The sequence below is a fragment of the Actinotignum schaalii FB123-CNA-2 genome (assembly GCF_000411135.1).
GTDB lineage: Bacteria > Actinomycetota > Actinomycetes > Actinomycetales > Actinomycetaceae > Actinotignum > Actinotignum schaalii_A.
The window spans coordinates 310594-324628 of record NZ_KE150263.1; the positions used below are offsets into that span (position 1 = coordinate 310594).

The following is a 14035-nucleotide window of genomic DNA, read 5'->3' on the forward strand; positions in this document are numbered from 1 at the left end:
CCTGTGTCTGATATCCAGTCCTTATTAGTATCGAAACCAGAGAATGACAATCATGATTCGAGAACACAGATACACCACTAACCAGGACTTGACCCTCCCCTCTCCAATACATCGACGTGAAGAATTCAAAAATAGGTACAGATTCATACTCCGAAATAGAATTCGTACCTCTTTACATAGCGGCGGGAATAGCGCGCGCGGCGGTCGCGTTGTAGACTAGTGAATCCACCGCGTTACCGGCGTTGAATGCCGAGCGGGTGGAACTGTTTGATAACAGCATACGGGGATGATCGGTTTCGACGGCGGTAGTTAGTCGGAGGGAAGCGGGCCGAGGATGTAGAGTCACCTCGATAACGCTCTCTGCAAACCAATAGGTGCCAAGAACAAGAGCACCGATTTCGCCCTCGCTGCCTAAGCTAAGCGACCTGCGAAATCTGCTGAACTAGGTGTGCTTTCCGCCTAGACCTCAGCATCGTTGAGAAAGCCACTGGTGAGTACGTTTGCTACGGGCGTGCTCGCGACACCAACATAGATAGGTTCGTCAGGGCCTGGTTCGTGTGGAACCCTGGAGCCGAAAATAACTATCAACGAACTGCGCCCGGAGAATACTCCTTTGGCTATCGTCGGACCCGGGTTCGATTCCCGGCATCTCCACTTATGATGAGCACCCGCTCCGATTTTTCGGCGCGGGTGCTTACTTTTGCACGGAAGTTCTTGTAGAATCAAATTGTGGGGAGAGTGATTCAGTATGAGTGCTAGTGAAACTAGGATCGGCCAGCGCATCGCTGCCGCGCGTGCGTGCGTGGGAATGTCGCAGCGCGATTTAGCTGCAAGTTCGAGCCTGTCCCAATCCACAATCCACCGGATAGAAGCGGGCGAGCGTCCGGCAACTCTCATTGAGCTTTCCCTTATTGCTGACGCCTGCGGAGTTCTGGTTGATCATCTACGAGGTACGGACTCCATTCAGAGTGAGGTCTGTTATGCCGGCCGTACGGACACCGCGGGCGCTGAGGGTCTCTATGATTACCTTGTCTACGCTCTTGGTCTTGCCCGGCGCCTTGACGATATTGGGATTCCGGAGGCGGCATGAGCAACGAAGAAATCGCCCGGAAAGCCGCTGCGCAATTCCGCAAGGAACACGATTTAGGATCCGCCCCGATTCTCAGCGTGACCCAGCTACTTGAACGCGTTATGAACGTTGGTGTCGCGTTTGTTGCTGGTGCCGCACCTGGGCACGGGATGGTGGTGGACTGGGAAAATAAGCGGCTTGTTGCGGTGGGTTGTACGGATCAGCCCATGCAGCTACGTTCTACGCTTGCTCATGAACTTGGCCATCTGCGGCTAGGGCATCTTGACCGCCACATGAGCGCTTCGCGGGAATGGGGTACAGGTACTCCGCGGGAGCATCAGGCAGATGCTTTCGCTCGGCATTTCCTTATGCCAGCAGAAACTGTAGCTGATATCACGCAGAGAAACGAACCCACTCTAGCTGTGTTATCGGATCTTGTTCACAGCTACCTGGTTTCGCCGGCGGACGCTGCCGTTCAGCTTCGTGAGAATGGTGTTATCGACCAGAGTACATGTGAAGAATGGAGTGATATTCCCGCATCTTCACTTGCCGCGCAATTTGGATGGTTGACCGAATACAAGCTCCTCGCTGCACTGGCACAACAACCGCGCGCCCCTCAGAAACTTCTTGCTCGGGCGATTGAAGGCTATCGATGGGGTGCCATTGGCCCAGCCGCTATAGCGCGCCTGACAGGAAGAAATGATTACCACGTTCTGCTCAAAGAGTTGCGAGCAGCTGGAATCATTCCAGTTGAGACGCCGGATATTACGGCTACTGCCCCTCACGATACCGGTGCGGAACTAAGTGCTGAGGAATTGGCCCTTTTGACAGGTGAATCAGGCCGCACCACCCGGGAGCTGGCGATCTCAACGGGCGGATAGCTGCGATGTATATTCTCGACACGGGGCCGATCTTTAAATTCTTCGCCACAGATTGTGTACCACAGCTCGTGAAAGCACTGGGTGGTAACCCTGTGCACATACCGGCAGCTGTGGAATTTGAAATCTACGACACTCCGAAACGTCGTTCTCAATTTATACGAGCTGCTGAGACATGGCCAAGATTTCCGGGACGGTTCAAACGCATTATCTCGGATGCTCCAACAGAGGATTTGCAGCAATGTTGTCGCGATGTTCTGGGAGTTGAGTTTGACGATATGTACTCCCTTACGAAGGATAGGGGCGAGAATATGGCCATCTTGCACGGTGTTCTTCTAGCGAGATCCGGGGAAAGAGTTGTCATCGTTTGCGATGAGGAAAATGGAACTGCCCTGATCAAGAAACAGGCTCGTTTGCTCATGATCCAGCATCAGCGGGGGCTCCATGTGCCCGGCGGTGCGATAGCACATGCCACCACTCTCACTCTTCTGCAGTGGGCAATCGAACGGGGCGGGTTTAAGAATCGTGCCGAATTCATCAAAAAATACCATGCGATGGCGTCTTTAGATGAAGCGCTACCGAAAGACATCAAAGCTACCGGTCTCACCAAATCGCCACCCTGGCCGGGAGAATCACACTCGGATGATCCGCAGTAGGTGGCAGCTTCGCGGCGAGCTCTGTTAGTGACGGCCGATCACTCCTTAAGCGCTCGAGATTTCTGTCTATGTGGCCAAAAGAATAAGTGCACCGTACCAAGGAGGAATATTGCGGGACCTGTAGCACCGCCCAGCTCAGGGAACCACAACTAAAATTAGGGTGTGAAACGGCAGATTATCTTAACCATGATCGCCGCCCTCGCTCTCACCGCGTGCGGCACCACTAGTAAGTCCAAAGAATCAGCACCAACGGCAACCCCGACTCCCACAACAACGGCCACATTCAATAAATACAAGGGTAAAAGCCTTGAGGTGAGCATCATCGATAAAACACCTTTTGGAAACTCAAAAAATAATGGGGACGGCACTTGCACTCTGCTCGAGAATGTCGATATCGGCGTATACAAGCAAAGTGATACAAATCGGAATAACGTAATTGCCTTCGGCAGTGCCCCAGCGGGAACTCTCGGCGAACTTCGAGATAACTTCTGCGCATATTCGCCAATCCTCACCCTGCCCGCGAAAAGCTGGAACAATGGTGATGCGTGGTTCGTCGACTACATCACGCCAAGTAAAACCTTCATGAAAGCAATGCATGCGGACCGTACCGTCCGACTGGTCATCTCGGTGAACGGTTTGCGGTAGTCCAAGAGGCGGCACCGTCACGGGGCGACTTCACCAGTCTCGCGATATACGGACTCAAGCCTTGCCACTCATTGCGCGGAAACGCTACCGTACCAACCCTTCGCGGCGCCGGGCGGCAGACATCGCCCGCTGCGCCTCCCGATCCGCCTCGCGCCGGCGAATCGTCTCGCGCTTATCCCATTCCTGCTTGCCCTTAGCCACCGCGATTTCCAGCTTAGCCAGCCCGCGCACGAAATATAGCTCGAGGGGAACAATTGTATAGCCCTTCGCCTCGACAGCCCGCGCCAGCTTCTCGATCTCCGATTTGTGCAACAGCAGGCGCCGCTTGCGGGTGGGCGCGTGATTCGTCCACGTCCCCATCGCGTAAATCGGAATATTGATCCCGTGCGCGTACACCTGCCCGCGATCCACCTCAATCCAGCCGTCCACCAGCGAGGCCCGGCCCATGCGCAGCGCCTTCACCTCGGTTCCAGACAGCGACATCCCTGCCTCGAAGGTATCCTCAATGAAATAATCATGGCGCGCCTTCTTATTGCGCGCGATCACCTGATGCGCATCGGCCGCCGCTTTCGCCTGCTGGGCCGCGCTCAGCTTTCCTTGTTTTTTCTTCGCCACTCGGGCTTCTCCGTTCTAATCCTTGAGCTCACGCCGGTCAGTGATGAGGAACCACACAAAAACAAGGGTTCCGGCCAGCAGTACCACCGCTGGCGCGCTCACGTCCAGCAGATGATCGGTGAAGAACGACGGCGCAGCTGCCGCATCGGTATTCACCGTCAAGGTGATAATCAATCCAATAACAAAAGTAGTCACGCCGGTAGCTACCCCGGCTACCGCGATCCCCCGCCGCGTGGAAATCGTATTAATCATGCGGCGTACCATCGCCAACACAATGAGCGCCGCGAAACCGACCGCGAAAAGCAGCGTTCCCACCGCGTAAGGAGAATCGGTGAGAGCAGCCCGATCCCACACAAACCAGGCAAGCACCAATCCCAAAACACCGGTGAGCACCTCGTAGGCGGTTGCCTTGCGCTGCCCGCGCGCGTAGCGCTTCTCCAATTGCCGGCGCGAATACTCGCTCACATCAGTTTTCTGCTTCTTCTTCGCCGGCGCGGATGCTTCCGCGGAGGTCGAATCATCTGCGCGCTCACCAGCTGGAACTACCTTCTCGGTGTCCCCGTGCTGGGTAGCGGCACCCGGCTGGGTAGCGGACCCGTCCACTCCGGGCTGAGCAGCTTCCCCGGCCGGCTTCTCCGCACTAGACAAGCTGCTTGGCCGTTGCGGCGTCGTCGTACTAGAAACGCCCGGCGCGGTGTCACGTGCGGTTGAGGCTGCGTCGGTGGTGGGAGCGGGATCGGTCGAGCCGTGTGCTTGTGTCATGACATCCTCTTCGTCGATTCGTGGTTGCGCGCTTGGCTACGCCAGCGCACCGGGATAGCCAACGTGCCAGGATGGCCAAATGCCGGGGCGTCGGGCTAGCCGCCCTAAGCCGGGCTGCCTCGCACGCTATTCGTAGAATCCAGGCAGGGACATCGGGTCGATAACCACGCCGTCCTGCCACACTTCAAAGTGTACGTGGCAACCGGTGACCATGCCCGTCATGCCGGTCCAACCGATCACATCGCCCTGGCCCACGCTTTGCCCCACGGATACATTGAAGCCGGAAAGGTGATTGTAAACCACCACGTAGGACGAGCCGTTAATATAGCCGAGGTTGAGGATGACCTGGTTGCCGTGTGTGCCGTTACCCGAGGCGGGGCGTACCGCCGCGACCACGCCAGCAGCCGCCGCATATTGCGGATTACCGCAGGCTGAACGCAAGTCCACGCCTTCGTGCATCCACCAGCCGCCATCGAAGGGGTAGACACGCATCCCGAAGGGCGAGGTCACGTACAGCGGGGCCGGCACTGGCGGAATGAGAGCACCCGAAGCTGCCGGGGGCGCTGCCGGGGCACCTCCCCCGCCGCCCTGGGCTGCTGCTTCCGCGGCGCGCCGCCGGTTTTCTTCGTCAATACGGGCGATCTGCGCGGCGGTATCATCGCGGGCCGCGTTCATGGCCGACAGCGAGTTCTGGAATTCCCCGCGCCGAGCTTCCAGAGCTTGGGATTGCTGGGTGACAGAAGCTTCCAGGTCCGCGAGTTCCTTGGTGCGGGCCGCGGCGGCTGCCTCTTTCGATTTCTTTTCCGCTACCGCGGCATCCGCCTGGCTCTTGAGCTGGGAAATCTCCCCTTGTACTGCCTTTTGCCGCTGGGCACGGGTCCGGTTCGCCGCCGTTGTTTGGGTCACGTCGGTGAGAGTTTGGGATTGCACCCGGGTAATCGCCTGGTTCGCGGATAGCGCGTTGAAGAAATCCGCGCTTGATTTTGCGCCGATCAGAAGCTCCACGGTGGAAACCCGGTTATCACCGCGATATTCGGAACGCGCAATCTCGCCGAGGTTATCGCGAGTTTCACTCAGTTTCTTCTCACCTTGCGCAATCGAGGTGGTGATGGAATCAAGCTCGCCCTTGGCCGCATCCAGGCGCGCCCCGATTTTTTCTTGTTCGCGCTGGGCTGCTGCGGCGTCGTTCTGCGCCTGCAATAACGCGGCCTGCGCCCCGGGAACCTGCGCCTGCGTTTCTTGCAGCTTGAGGTAAACGTTTTGCAGATCCACGTCCACTCCCTCGAGGGAAGAACGCAGATTCTCAATTTCGGCTTCCTGCTGTTCTTGCTGGCGGACGAGGTCGTCGCGGTCATCGGCACGCGCCGGCGTCGCCAACCCGGCAACGCCCAGCGCCCCCGCAGCCAGCGCCCCCAACCATCGTCTGCTCCCGATTCTCACCGGTTCACCTTTCCTATATGTATCTCTTTTAGCGACCGTACCGTTAGGCTTGGCGACGACGCCGCGGCGCCGTCGCCCCACCTCCGTTATACGCGTGCGTACCTGCGCAAAGCGATCCAGGACGCCAAGCCGGACACCAGCACTGAACCAATGAGCAGCCAGGGTGCCACCTGGAGGGCCTCGCTCACGCCGATCACCCGAATCCACGGCAGCGACTGGGAAATCCAATCCTCGAGCAGGAATTTCGCTGCCAGCCACAGCCCACCGACCGCAAAAATAGCGCCGACAAGCGAGGCAATAATTCCTTCGAGGATGAAGGGCAGTTCGATGAAGAAATTCGAGGCGCCCACGTAGCGCATAATCCCCGTTTCGTTACGCCGCGACATTGCCGAGAGCCGGATCGTGGTGGGGATGAGGAGAAGCGCGGTGAGGATCATGACCGCGGCCAGCCCGCCGGCAATCGCGGTGAAGCGATTAAGGGTGGCGAAAACCGGTTCTATTTGTTCACGCTGGTCGTACACACTCTGCACCCCGGGGCGGTTGCCGAGGTCTTCCACGAGCACCTGGTACTTTTCCGGGTCGTGGAGTTTGACGCGGAAGGAAACTTGCATTTGGTCGGCGGTGACGGTGTCACGCCAGACCGAATCGCCCATTTGTTCGCGGTAATTGGCGAAGGCTTCTTCTTTAGTTTCGAATTCGTAGCGCTCCACCTGGGACGCGAGCGGTTCGGTGGTCAGGGCGGTATCGATAGCTTTGATTTGTTCCTCGGTGGCTTCGTTACCTGCGCATGGTTCGGTGGCGTCATTTGCCGCGCACATGAACACCGAGACTTCCACCTGGCTGTACCAATCGGCACGCAGGTGGCTGATCTGGGTTTGGAGTAGCGCTGCCGCGCCCACAAAAAGGAGGGAAACGAAGGTGACGAGGGAAACCGAGGCAGCCATCGCCTTGTTATTGATAAGTCCCTTGAATGTTTGGGACAGGACGAAACGACTGCGCATTAGTGTTGCCCTCCTCCGTACTGGCCGCGATCCTGATCGCGAACGATCACGCCGTTGGCCAGCTCAATCACGCGTTTACGCATCTGGTTGACGACGCTGGCATCGTGCGTGGCCATAACCACCGTGGTGCCCGAGCGGTTGATACGGTCCAGGAGGCGCATAATCGACAGCCCGGTATTTTGATCCAGGTTGCCGGTCGGTTCGTCGGCGAGGAGGATTTCCGGGCGATTGACCATGGCGCGGGCAATAGCCACGCGCTGCTGTTCCCCACCGGAAAGTTCGTTCATGCGGCGGCGTTCCTTGCCGTCCAGGCCCACCATTTCCAGCACTTCCGGAACTTCGGTGCGGATGCGGTGGCGCGGAGCCCCGATGACCTGAAGCGCGAGTGCCACGTTATCGTGCACGTTCTTATCGGGAAGGAGCCGGAAATCTTGGAACACCGTACCGATACGGCGCCGCAGGAAAGGAACGCGCCGCTGGGAAACAGTGGCGAGATCCTTACCGAGCACCTCAATTTTTCCGGATGTTGGCCGTTCGGCAACGTTGATGAGCGAAAGCATCGTTGATTTTCCCGAACCGGAGGGGCCCACGAGGAAAACGAATTCGCCGCGGTCAATATCCGCGCTCACCGAGTCCAGCGCAGGTTTCGCGCCCTTCTGGTAGAGCTTCGTCACCTTGGTAAATGTGATCATAAACTTGCCCTTAGATTACTACTATCGTGCTTTACCCTACGGAACAGGCCGCGAAATCGCGCGGGACGCGCCGCACGATCCGCGAAACTCCCGCGGTTCACTCCCCCACGTTATCGCCCGCCTTTTCTCCCGCTTTCTCACCGGTAGCGCGCCAGCGGATACCGGCGTCGATGAAGCCGTCAATATCGCCATCGAAAATAGCGTCAGTATTCCCCGATTCGTACCCCGTGCGCAGATCCTTGACCATCTGATAGGGCTGGAGCACGTAGGACCGCATCTGGTCCCCCCACGAGGCTTTAATATCTCCGCGCAGTTCTTTCTTTTCGCGCGCTTCCTCTTCCTGTTTGAGAAGGAGTAGGCGCGATTGCAAGACCCGCATCGCCGCGGCCCGGTTTTGGATCTGCGATTTTTCATCCTGCATCGATACCACGATGCCGGTGGGCAGATGGGTGATGCGCACCGCCGAATCAGTGGTGTTAACGGACTGGCCGCCCGGCCCCGAGGAACGGAACACATCAATGCGAATATCGGTATCGGGAATATCGATATGGTCGGTTTGTTCGATAAGCGGAATAACCTCGACGGCAGCGAAAGAAGTTTGGCGCCGGCCCTGATTATCAAAAGGCGAGATACGCACCAGCCGATGGGTTCCCGCTTCCACCGAAAGAGTGCCGTAGGCATAGGGCGCGCTCACCTCAAAGGTAGTGGATTTCAATCCGGCTTCTTCGGCATAGGAGGTATCGAGCACTTTGGTGGCGTAACCGCTGCGTTCGGCCCACCGCAGGTACATGCGCTGGAGCATCTGCGCGAAATCGGCCGCGTCCACTCCCCCGGCCCCGGAACGAATGGTCACCACGGCATCACGCTCATCGTATTTGCCGGCGAGCAGAGTGCGGATATGGAGTTCTTCCAGCGCTTTTTCAGTGCCTGTCATTTCTTCACCGAGCGCTTCGTAGACTTCCCGAGCCGAAGCCGGATCCGAAACCTCTTCTTCCTGGGCGATTTCGAGGAGTGCACCGGCATCCTCGATACGCGCGCGCATGGTCTCGAGTTTCTCCAGTTCACTTTGGGCGTGGGAGAGTTTCGAGGTGACTTCTTGAGCGCGAGCAGTATCATCCCAGAGCCCGGGCGCAGAGGATTCTTCCGTCAGCGCGGCGATGCGCGCGGTGAGGCCCTCCACATCGGTCACCGCTTCGATTTGGTGAAAAACACTACGCAGATGGTCAAGACGTTCGGAAAAATCACTCACGGCATAAGGCTACCTCAGGTCAAGGCGCGCCCGGGCCTGCGCGCGTATCGAAACGGGCAAGTCCACTACCGGCAACCGCACGGTTTTTTCTATAGCGACGACGACGCCGGCGCTATCCGCGCCGGTATCTGGCAGCACGTGATCAGCAGGAAATATTGCGGCGGCGAGCTGGCGCACGGTGGCGGTGCTGGGATGGCAATCGGCTAGGGATGCAGCACTGAAGTAACACTCCTGTGCGATCTCTTGGCTGATCGCGAGCGCGGCAGAATCGGCCTGTCCCTGGAGTGTATGCCGAGCGGTGAGGACGGTGGTGAGGTAGATGAACCCCAGGCACAGGATGGCGCTGACCGCCCAGACTCCTAGGCCCAGGATGAGGATATTGCCGCGTTCGCGAGGTGTGGGAGCTTTCGCCGGGGCGGTCACGGCCGCGCCTCTCGAAAACGATCAACGGTTGTGGAAGCACTTTGCTCGATGAGGACGGCCCGCCCGATATAAACAAGCGGCACGGATACTTCCACGGTGGCGGTGATGCGTGCTCCCGGGGTCAGGCACGGGTGCGCGGAGCAGGAGATCTGCGGTGGTGAGGTGTTCGCTGCGGCGTCGCTTATGGCGGCGTCGCTCACAACTGCGTGGGCAACCGCCCGAGCGCGGGCGGTTCCGGCCGCTGTACTATCCGCGGTTGCGAAACTGCGAGCTGCCTCCTGAGCCGCCCGGGCGGCTACTGCCCGCGCGCGGGGAATCCCGGCACTTTCCACGGTGAAGATGAGGAGTGGCAAAACTAGCATGACGAGTACCGCGAGGGCTTCCAAGGTGCCGTTTCCTTCTTCGCTGTCGATCAGCGGGAGAGGAAGGCGAGGGTGCTTCATACCGGTGCTCCTTTTCGGGTGGTGGGTTGCGACAAGTCGCGGATTGCGACAGGTGGCGAGTCGTGACAGCTGGCTAGTTGCGTCAGGTAGCGAGTTACGGGCTGGCCCGCCGCGGGGTGGTGGCATCTGTGTCGAGCACGTGCGCATGGGCGTGTAGCCGAACCCGGCTGGTTCCCAGGATTGAGGAATAGTTTCCGCTGATCTCTACCCGGAGGAATTCTTCGCTCCCGATGCGGATCGTGCTCGCGTTGGCCGTGCACTGGCACCCGGGCAGGCGGGCGCCGATGTCTGACTCGGCCTGCCGTGCCACCTCTGACAAGTTCAGGTGGCGCACCGCTCCCGTGCGTGCGGCTCGCGCCGCACAATCACGTATCTGTTCGATGGCGAAGAGGCGGGATCCGAGAACTGCGAGCGCCAGGGCAGCAAGGGCCACTATCCCAGCTAAGAGGCAGAAATCCACGACCGCGGCCCCGCGTTCGGCAGGGGAATGTGCGGCATCGCGTATCTTCCTCATGAAAAACTCGATATGCGTTCGATGGCGGTCGAGAAGAGGTTCGTGAGGGCAGGCCCGGCTACCGCCCAGATAGCGAGAACTAGGCCAACGGTCATGAGGGTGACGAGCACCCAGCCGGGCACGTCCCCGCGTTCGCGGGGATCCGGACCGGCCCATGTTGCCGGTGATATATCAGGGTGGATAAGCGCGCTGTGGGTTGGCATGGGCATGAGTGGTTCCTTTCATGAGCTGAGTATTTCCGGTTTACGGTGAGGTGAGGGGAAGGAAAGTGAGTCGGGTCAGCCCCGGATAAAGGGCGATAACCACGACGAACGGCAAGATAAGGAAAACAACGGGAATCATCATGAGGATTTCGCGCCGGCCTCCGCGTTCAAGGAGCTGGCGGCGGGCATAGTTCCGTGCTTCTTCTGCTTGCACACGCAGGGTATCGGTGAGTGCAGATCCGTGGGCGAGGGTGGCTAGCAACGCGTCGCAGAGGTTGTGTAGCGCCGGGTTGTGCACGCGGTCGCTCAAGTGGCGTACCGCCGTAGTGAGCGGATCTCCGGCATAAACATCCCCTAAGGTGCGACGCAGTTCTTTTGCCAGGGCTCCGCCGGCAAAGCTCGCAACATATTCGAGAGCACCCACGATGCTGGCGCCCGCCCCTACCGCGATGCTTAGGAGCTGGGCGATATCGGGTAGTTCTGCGGTAATAGCGTTGTCGCGCTGGCGCAGGCGCGCGGTGAGGTGGGAGTCCGTGGCGAGGATCGCACCGAGCAGGAAGAATATAGGACAGGCGGCCGCGAGCGCCGCGGGTAGTCCGCGCGCTAAGCACGCTAGCCCTAACGCGATCCCGGCTACTGCCGCGAGCACTCCCGCGCGTAGCTGGGCAAAGCGGAAGTCTGCGACGTCGCCCTCCCCTAAACAATGGAGGCGGCGAGCAACCGACGCGTGAGTGGAACCAAATTTTTCCGCGCCACGCAAGGCAATTCTGATGATGCGATGAGGCAAGCGCGGGCGAGCACTACCTAAATATGGTGTGATGCGTGAGAGCAGGGGTGGGCCCGGCCAAGCCCACCACCAGGCTAGCAGCAGGAGACCTGCCGCGAGGATGCTACCGGTGAGTGCGGGAAGGGGGAAATCCACGAAAATGCTCCCTTCTACCCTGCGGCGCGCCGACCGCGACCGGGACACCGCGGAGCAGGCAACGTGCTCGCGGCAGTTGAGGTAGTCGAAATCGTCGAAGTACTCGAAGTAGTCGATATGGATGAGATAAGCGAGGCGGACGGTGGCTTAGCTGCTGCGTGCGCCGGCGATGCCGCGTCGAGACCGGCTGGTGGAGACAACCTTGGGGAGACTCCCCGGGGTGCAGGCGCAGCGGCTAAAACGCGGTGTTCTTCGGGGAGACGACCCAGGTGTGTCATAAGTGCGTAGGCAACAAGCGTGGTGCCTAAGCCAGCCAGCAGGATGAGGGTCCCGGTTGGTGAGGTGAAAGCCTCCCTAGTACCGGGCCGGGTCGAGAGCAGGAGGAGAACGAGCCACGGGGCAAGAGCGGCCACCCGTGCCCCGTTGACGGTCCACGATTGGCGGGCCAGGAGTTCTCCCCGAGCTCGGTTTTCTGCGCGCAAGGACAACGCAAGTGATTCGAGGACGCGGGGCAGATCATGGCCACCGTAGCGCACCGCCAGTCGGAGAATTTCGAGTACCCGGTCTGTTACCGGATCCCGGAAGGCATCTTTTAGGCGGGTTAGGGAAGTTTCGAAGCTACCTGTTGTTTCCAGGTGGGTGGCAAAGAATCGCAGCGTCGGAGAGGCATCTGGCCGGGTGGCCAGATAGAGGAGAGCTTCGGGCACGGTGCGGCCGGCGCGCAGGGAGGAGAGCAGCTGATCGATGCGGTCGGGCCAGGCAAGGCGCTGGGCATCCCGTGCTTTTCTTCCAGCGTGACGTGTATGCCAGAACGGTAACCAGGTTCCCACCGTCCCTCCGGCCGCAGCAAGGAAAGGATGACCGGTGGTGAGCAAGACGCCTAGAGCCAGACCAAGACCGCAGCACACACTCATCCCGAGCCTGCGTGTGGGAATCGTGATGCGAGGCTTTCTTTGACGCCTCGGCCAGCCCGAGCGATCCCGCTGACCCGAGCGATCCCGCCGACCCGAGCGATCCCGCCGACCCGAGCGATCCCGCCGACCCGAGCGATTCGACGTGACCAGCGCTTGAATAACTGTGAGGACTCCGGTGGCAATCACAGCTCCAACGATTAGTCCCATGATCGCCCCGCTTCTCGAGTGAGGATGCTACCGTCCGGACCGAGACCTGCGACTTCCAAGATCTGGGAAACACGGCGCTGCCCGTGGGATTCCCGCCTCACGTGCACAACGAGGTTGATGGTTGCGGCAACGGTGGGCGTCACGAAGTTCGGGGTGATGTTCTCTCCCGCGAGAAGTGGCAGAATCTCCAGTTTGGTGAGGGCTTCCCGCGCACTATTGGCGTGAATGGTGCACGCTCCGGGAATGCCCGCATTGAGGGCGATAAGCAGATCGAATGCTTCGGCCCCGCGCACTTCTCCGATGACGATTCGGTCCGGACGCATACGTAGGCTTTCGCGCACGAGGTCCCGCAAAGTTACCGCGCCGCGCCCTTCCAGGGATGGCGGGCGCGTCTGCATCGCGACGACGTCGGGGAGGTCGATACCCAGCTCAAACACTTCCTCGGCGCTAATGAGACGTTCGGTTGGCGGTACCGCGCCGAGCAGAGCACGTAAGAGAGTAGTTTTGCCCGCCCCGGTCGATCCGGATACCAAAATATTGCGCCCTGCTTCCATAGCTGCGCTCAGGTAAGCTGCCTGCCGCGTTTCCAGCATATGCACATCGACTAGATCGCTGACAGTGCGGGCCCGCACTGTATATTTTCTGATATTGATTGCCCAGTACCGTGCGGTGATATCCGGGATAGTCACGTGGAGGCGTTCTCCGCTAGGCAGCTGGGCATCAACGAAAGGCGTAGAAAGATCTAGGCGCCGCCCGGAGGCATAGAGCATCCGCTCGACCAGGGTGTGAATATCCTGTTCTGCCATGGTGAGATCAACACGGGCGGATACCCCGGCGCGGGCCACAAAGATCTTATCGGGGGCATTGATCCAGATTTCTTCCACCTGCGGGTCATCGAAGAATTCTTGTAGCGGCCCGTATCCGCTCAACTGGGAGATGAGGTGGGAGCGTACGCTTTCTGTGTCCGCCAGTGCTGCGTGCTCTCCGCGCACCGATTCGTCATTAAACGTTGTGAGGGTTTCTCCCACAAGATTTTCCAGGAATGCTGTGTCCCGGCGCGGATCAATTCCGCGGTGCCGGATCGTTTCCCGCACCCGTTCTTCAATGCCTTGCCGGCTGGTGGAGGCAGGGTGATGGGTGCGGCCAGTTAGGCGCGTTGGGCGAGCCGGGGCGAGGCCCGTAGAAGCCGGATACGTCGCTTCACGCATGGCACCTCCTCTGGATATTCGGGTGTGATCGTGGTGAGGTGCTCCCACTCTAGAGTTTCCTACGCCCAAGAATTACCCCTGCTTCGCCCGGTGTGGATGAGCGATGCGTTTCGTGATCGTGTGGATAGAAGCAGCGGGCAAGCTGTGGCCGGGGTGTGGCCGGGGTGTGGGCAAGCACGTGGCTAATTTTTCGG

At 59.5% G+C, this 14035-nt stretch carries 17 protein-coding genes and 1 other RNA gene; 5 read left to right on the top strand and 13 right to left on the bottom strand.

From position 1 onward, the window contains the following. Positions 1–282: 282 nt before the first annotated feature. From ssrA to HMPREF9237_RS06630, 5 genes are all read left to right on the top strand, one after another. Positions 283–657: a transfer-messenger RNA gene (gene ssrA / locus HMPREF9237_RS09320) on the top strand. Between the two features lie 91 nt (positions 658–748). Beyond that, entirely contained in the window at positions 749–1090 is a 342-nt protein-coding gene (locus HMPREF9237_RS06615) for a helix-turn-helix domain-containing protein (protein WP_016442964.1), read from the top strand. Further along, the gene (locus HMPREF9237_RS06620; protein WP_016442965.1) at positions 1087–1950 is read left to right on the top strand and encodes an ImmA/IrrE family metallo-endopeptidase; all 864 of its coding nucleotides are present in this window, start codon (positions 1087–1089) and stop codon (positions 1948–1950) included. The genes HMPREF9237_RS06615 and HMPREF9237_RS06620 overlap by 4 nt, the downstream gene beginning before the upstream one ends. A gap of 5 nt (positions 1951–1955) precedes the next feature. Next, complete coding sequence (locus HMPREF9237_RS06625) at positions 1956–2603, top strand: PIN domain-containing protein (protein WP_016442966.1); 648 nt, start codon at positions 1956–1958, stop codon at positions 2601–2603. Positions 2604–2765: 162 nt separating this feature from the next. After that, positions 2766–3248 carry a hypothetical protein gene (locus tag HMPREF9237_RS06630; protein ID WP_039898885.1) on the top strand — a complete coding sequence of 161 codons (483 nt, stop codon included), beginning with the start codon at positions 2766–2768 and terminating at the stop codon, positions 3246–3248. 84 nt (positions 3249–3332) lie between these two features. On the opposite strand, the gene smpB is transcribed toward HMPREF9237_RS06630, so the two are convergent. The 13 genes from smpB to HMPREF9237_RS06690 all read right to left on the bottom strand — a co-directional run bounded on the left by smpB (position 3333) and on the right by HMPREF9237_RS06690 (position 13841). After that, the gene (gene smpB / locus HMPREF9237_RS06635) at positions 3333–3863 is read right to left on the bottom strand and encodes an SsrA-binding protein SmpB (protein ID WP_016442968.1); all 531 of its coding nucleotides are present in this window, start codon (positions 3861–3863) and stop codon (positions 3333–3335) included. Positions 3864–3878: 15 nt separating this feature from the next. Then, on the bottom strand, positions 3879–4625 hold the full coding sequence (locus tag HMPREF9237_RS06640) for a TIGR04086 family membrane protein (RefSeq protein ID WP_016442969.1): 747 nt from the start codon (positions 4623–4625) through the stop codon (positions 3879–3881). Between the two features lie 126 nt (positions 4626–4751). Further along, on the bottom strand, positions 4752–6065 hold the full coding sequence (locus tag HMPREF9237_RS06645) for a M23 family metallopeptidase (RefSeq protein WP_155875951.1): 1314 nt from the start codon (positions 6063–6065) through the stop codon (positions 4752–4754). A gap of 86 nt (positions 6066–6151) precedes the next feature. After that, positions 6152–7066, bottom strand: a complete 915-nt coding sequence (gene ftsX, locus HMPREF9237_RS06650; RefSeq protein WP_016442971.1) for a permease-like cell division protein FtsX — start codon at positions 7064–7066, stop codon at positions 6152–6154. After that, a complete protein-coding gene (gene ftsE / locus HMPREF9237_RS06655; protein WP_016442972.1) occupies positions 7066–7758 on the bottom strand; it encodes a cell division ATP-binding protein FtsE in 693 nt (230 codons plus the stop codon). The genes ftsX and ftsE overlap by 1 nt, the downstream gene beginning before the upstream one ends. Positions 7759–7855: 97 nt before the next feature. Next, a complete protein-coding gene (prfB, locus tag HMPREF9237_RS06660) occupies positions 7856–9007 on the bottom strand; it encodes a peptide chain release factor 2 (RefSeq protein WP_016442973.1) in 1152 nt (383 codons plus the stop codon). Between the two features lie 9 nt (positions 9008–9016). Further along, a complete protein-coding gene (locus HMPREF9237_RS06665; RefSeq protein WP_016442974.1) occupies positions 9017–9430 on the bottom strand; it encodes a hypothetical protein in 414 nt (137 codons plus the stop codon). Beyond that, the gene (locus HMPREF9237_RS06670; RefSeq protein WP_016442975.1) at positions 9427–9873 is read right to left on the bottom strand and encodes a hypothetical protein; all 447 of its coding nucleotides are present in this window, start codon (positions 9871–9873) and stop codon (positions 9427–9429) included. The genes HMPREF9237_RS06665 and HMPREF9237_RS06670 overlap by 4 nt, the downstream gene beginning before the upstream one ends. Before the next feature lie 94 nt (positions 9874–9967). Then, positions 9968–10387 (bottom strand): hypothetical protein, encoded by a 420-nt coding sequence (locus tag HMPREF9237_RS06675; protein ID WP_016442976.1) that lies wholly within the window; start codon positions 10385–10387, stop codon positions 9968–9970. Next, positions 10384–10596 carry a hypothetical protein gene (locus HMPREF9237_RS06680; RefSeq protein ID WP_016442977.1) on the bottom strand — a complete coding sequence of 71 codons (213 nt, stop codon included), beginning with the start codon at positions 10594–10596 and terminating at the stop codon, positions 10384–10386. Before HMPREF9237_RS06680 ends, HMPREF9237_RS06675 begins: the two co-directional genes overlap by 4 nt. A gap of 34 nt (positions 10597–10630) precedes the next feature. Continuing rightward, complete coding sequence (locus HMPREF9237_RS06685; protein WP_016442978.1) at positions 10631–11512, bottom strand: type II secretion system F family protein; 882 nt, start codon at positions 11510–11512, stop codon at positions 10631–10633. A gap of 14 nt (positions 11513–11526) precedes the next feature. Beyond that, positions 11527–12633 carry a type II secretion system F family protein gene (locus HMPREF9237_RS09325; RefSeq protein WP_016442979.1) on the bottom strand — a complete coding sequence of 369 codons (1107 nt, stop codon included), beginning with the start codon at positions 12631–12633 and terminating at the stop codon, positions 11527–11529. Further along, entirely contained in the window at positions 12624–13841 is a 1218-nt protein-coding gene (locus tag HMPREF9237_RS06690; RefSeq protein WP_016442980.1) for a CpaF family protein, read from the bottom strand. The genes HMPREF9237_RS09325 and HMPREF9237_RS06690 overlap by 10 nt, the downstream gene beginning before the upstream one ends. Positions 13842–14035 lie beyond the last annotated feature (194 nt).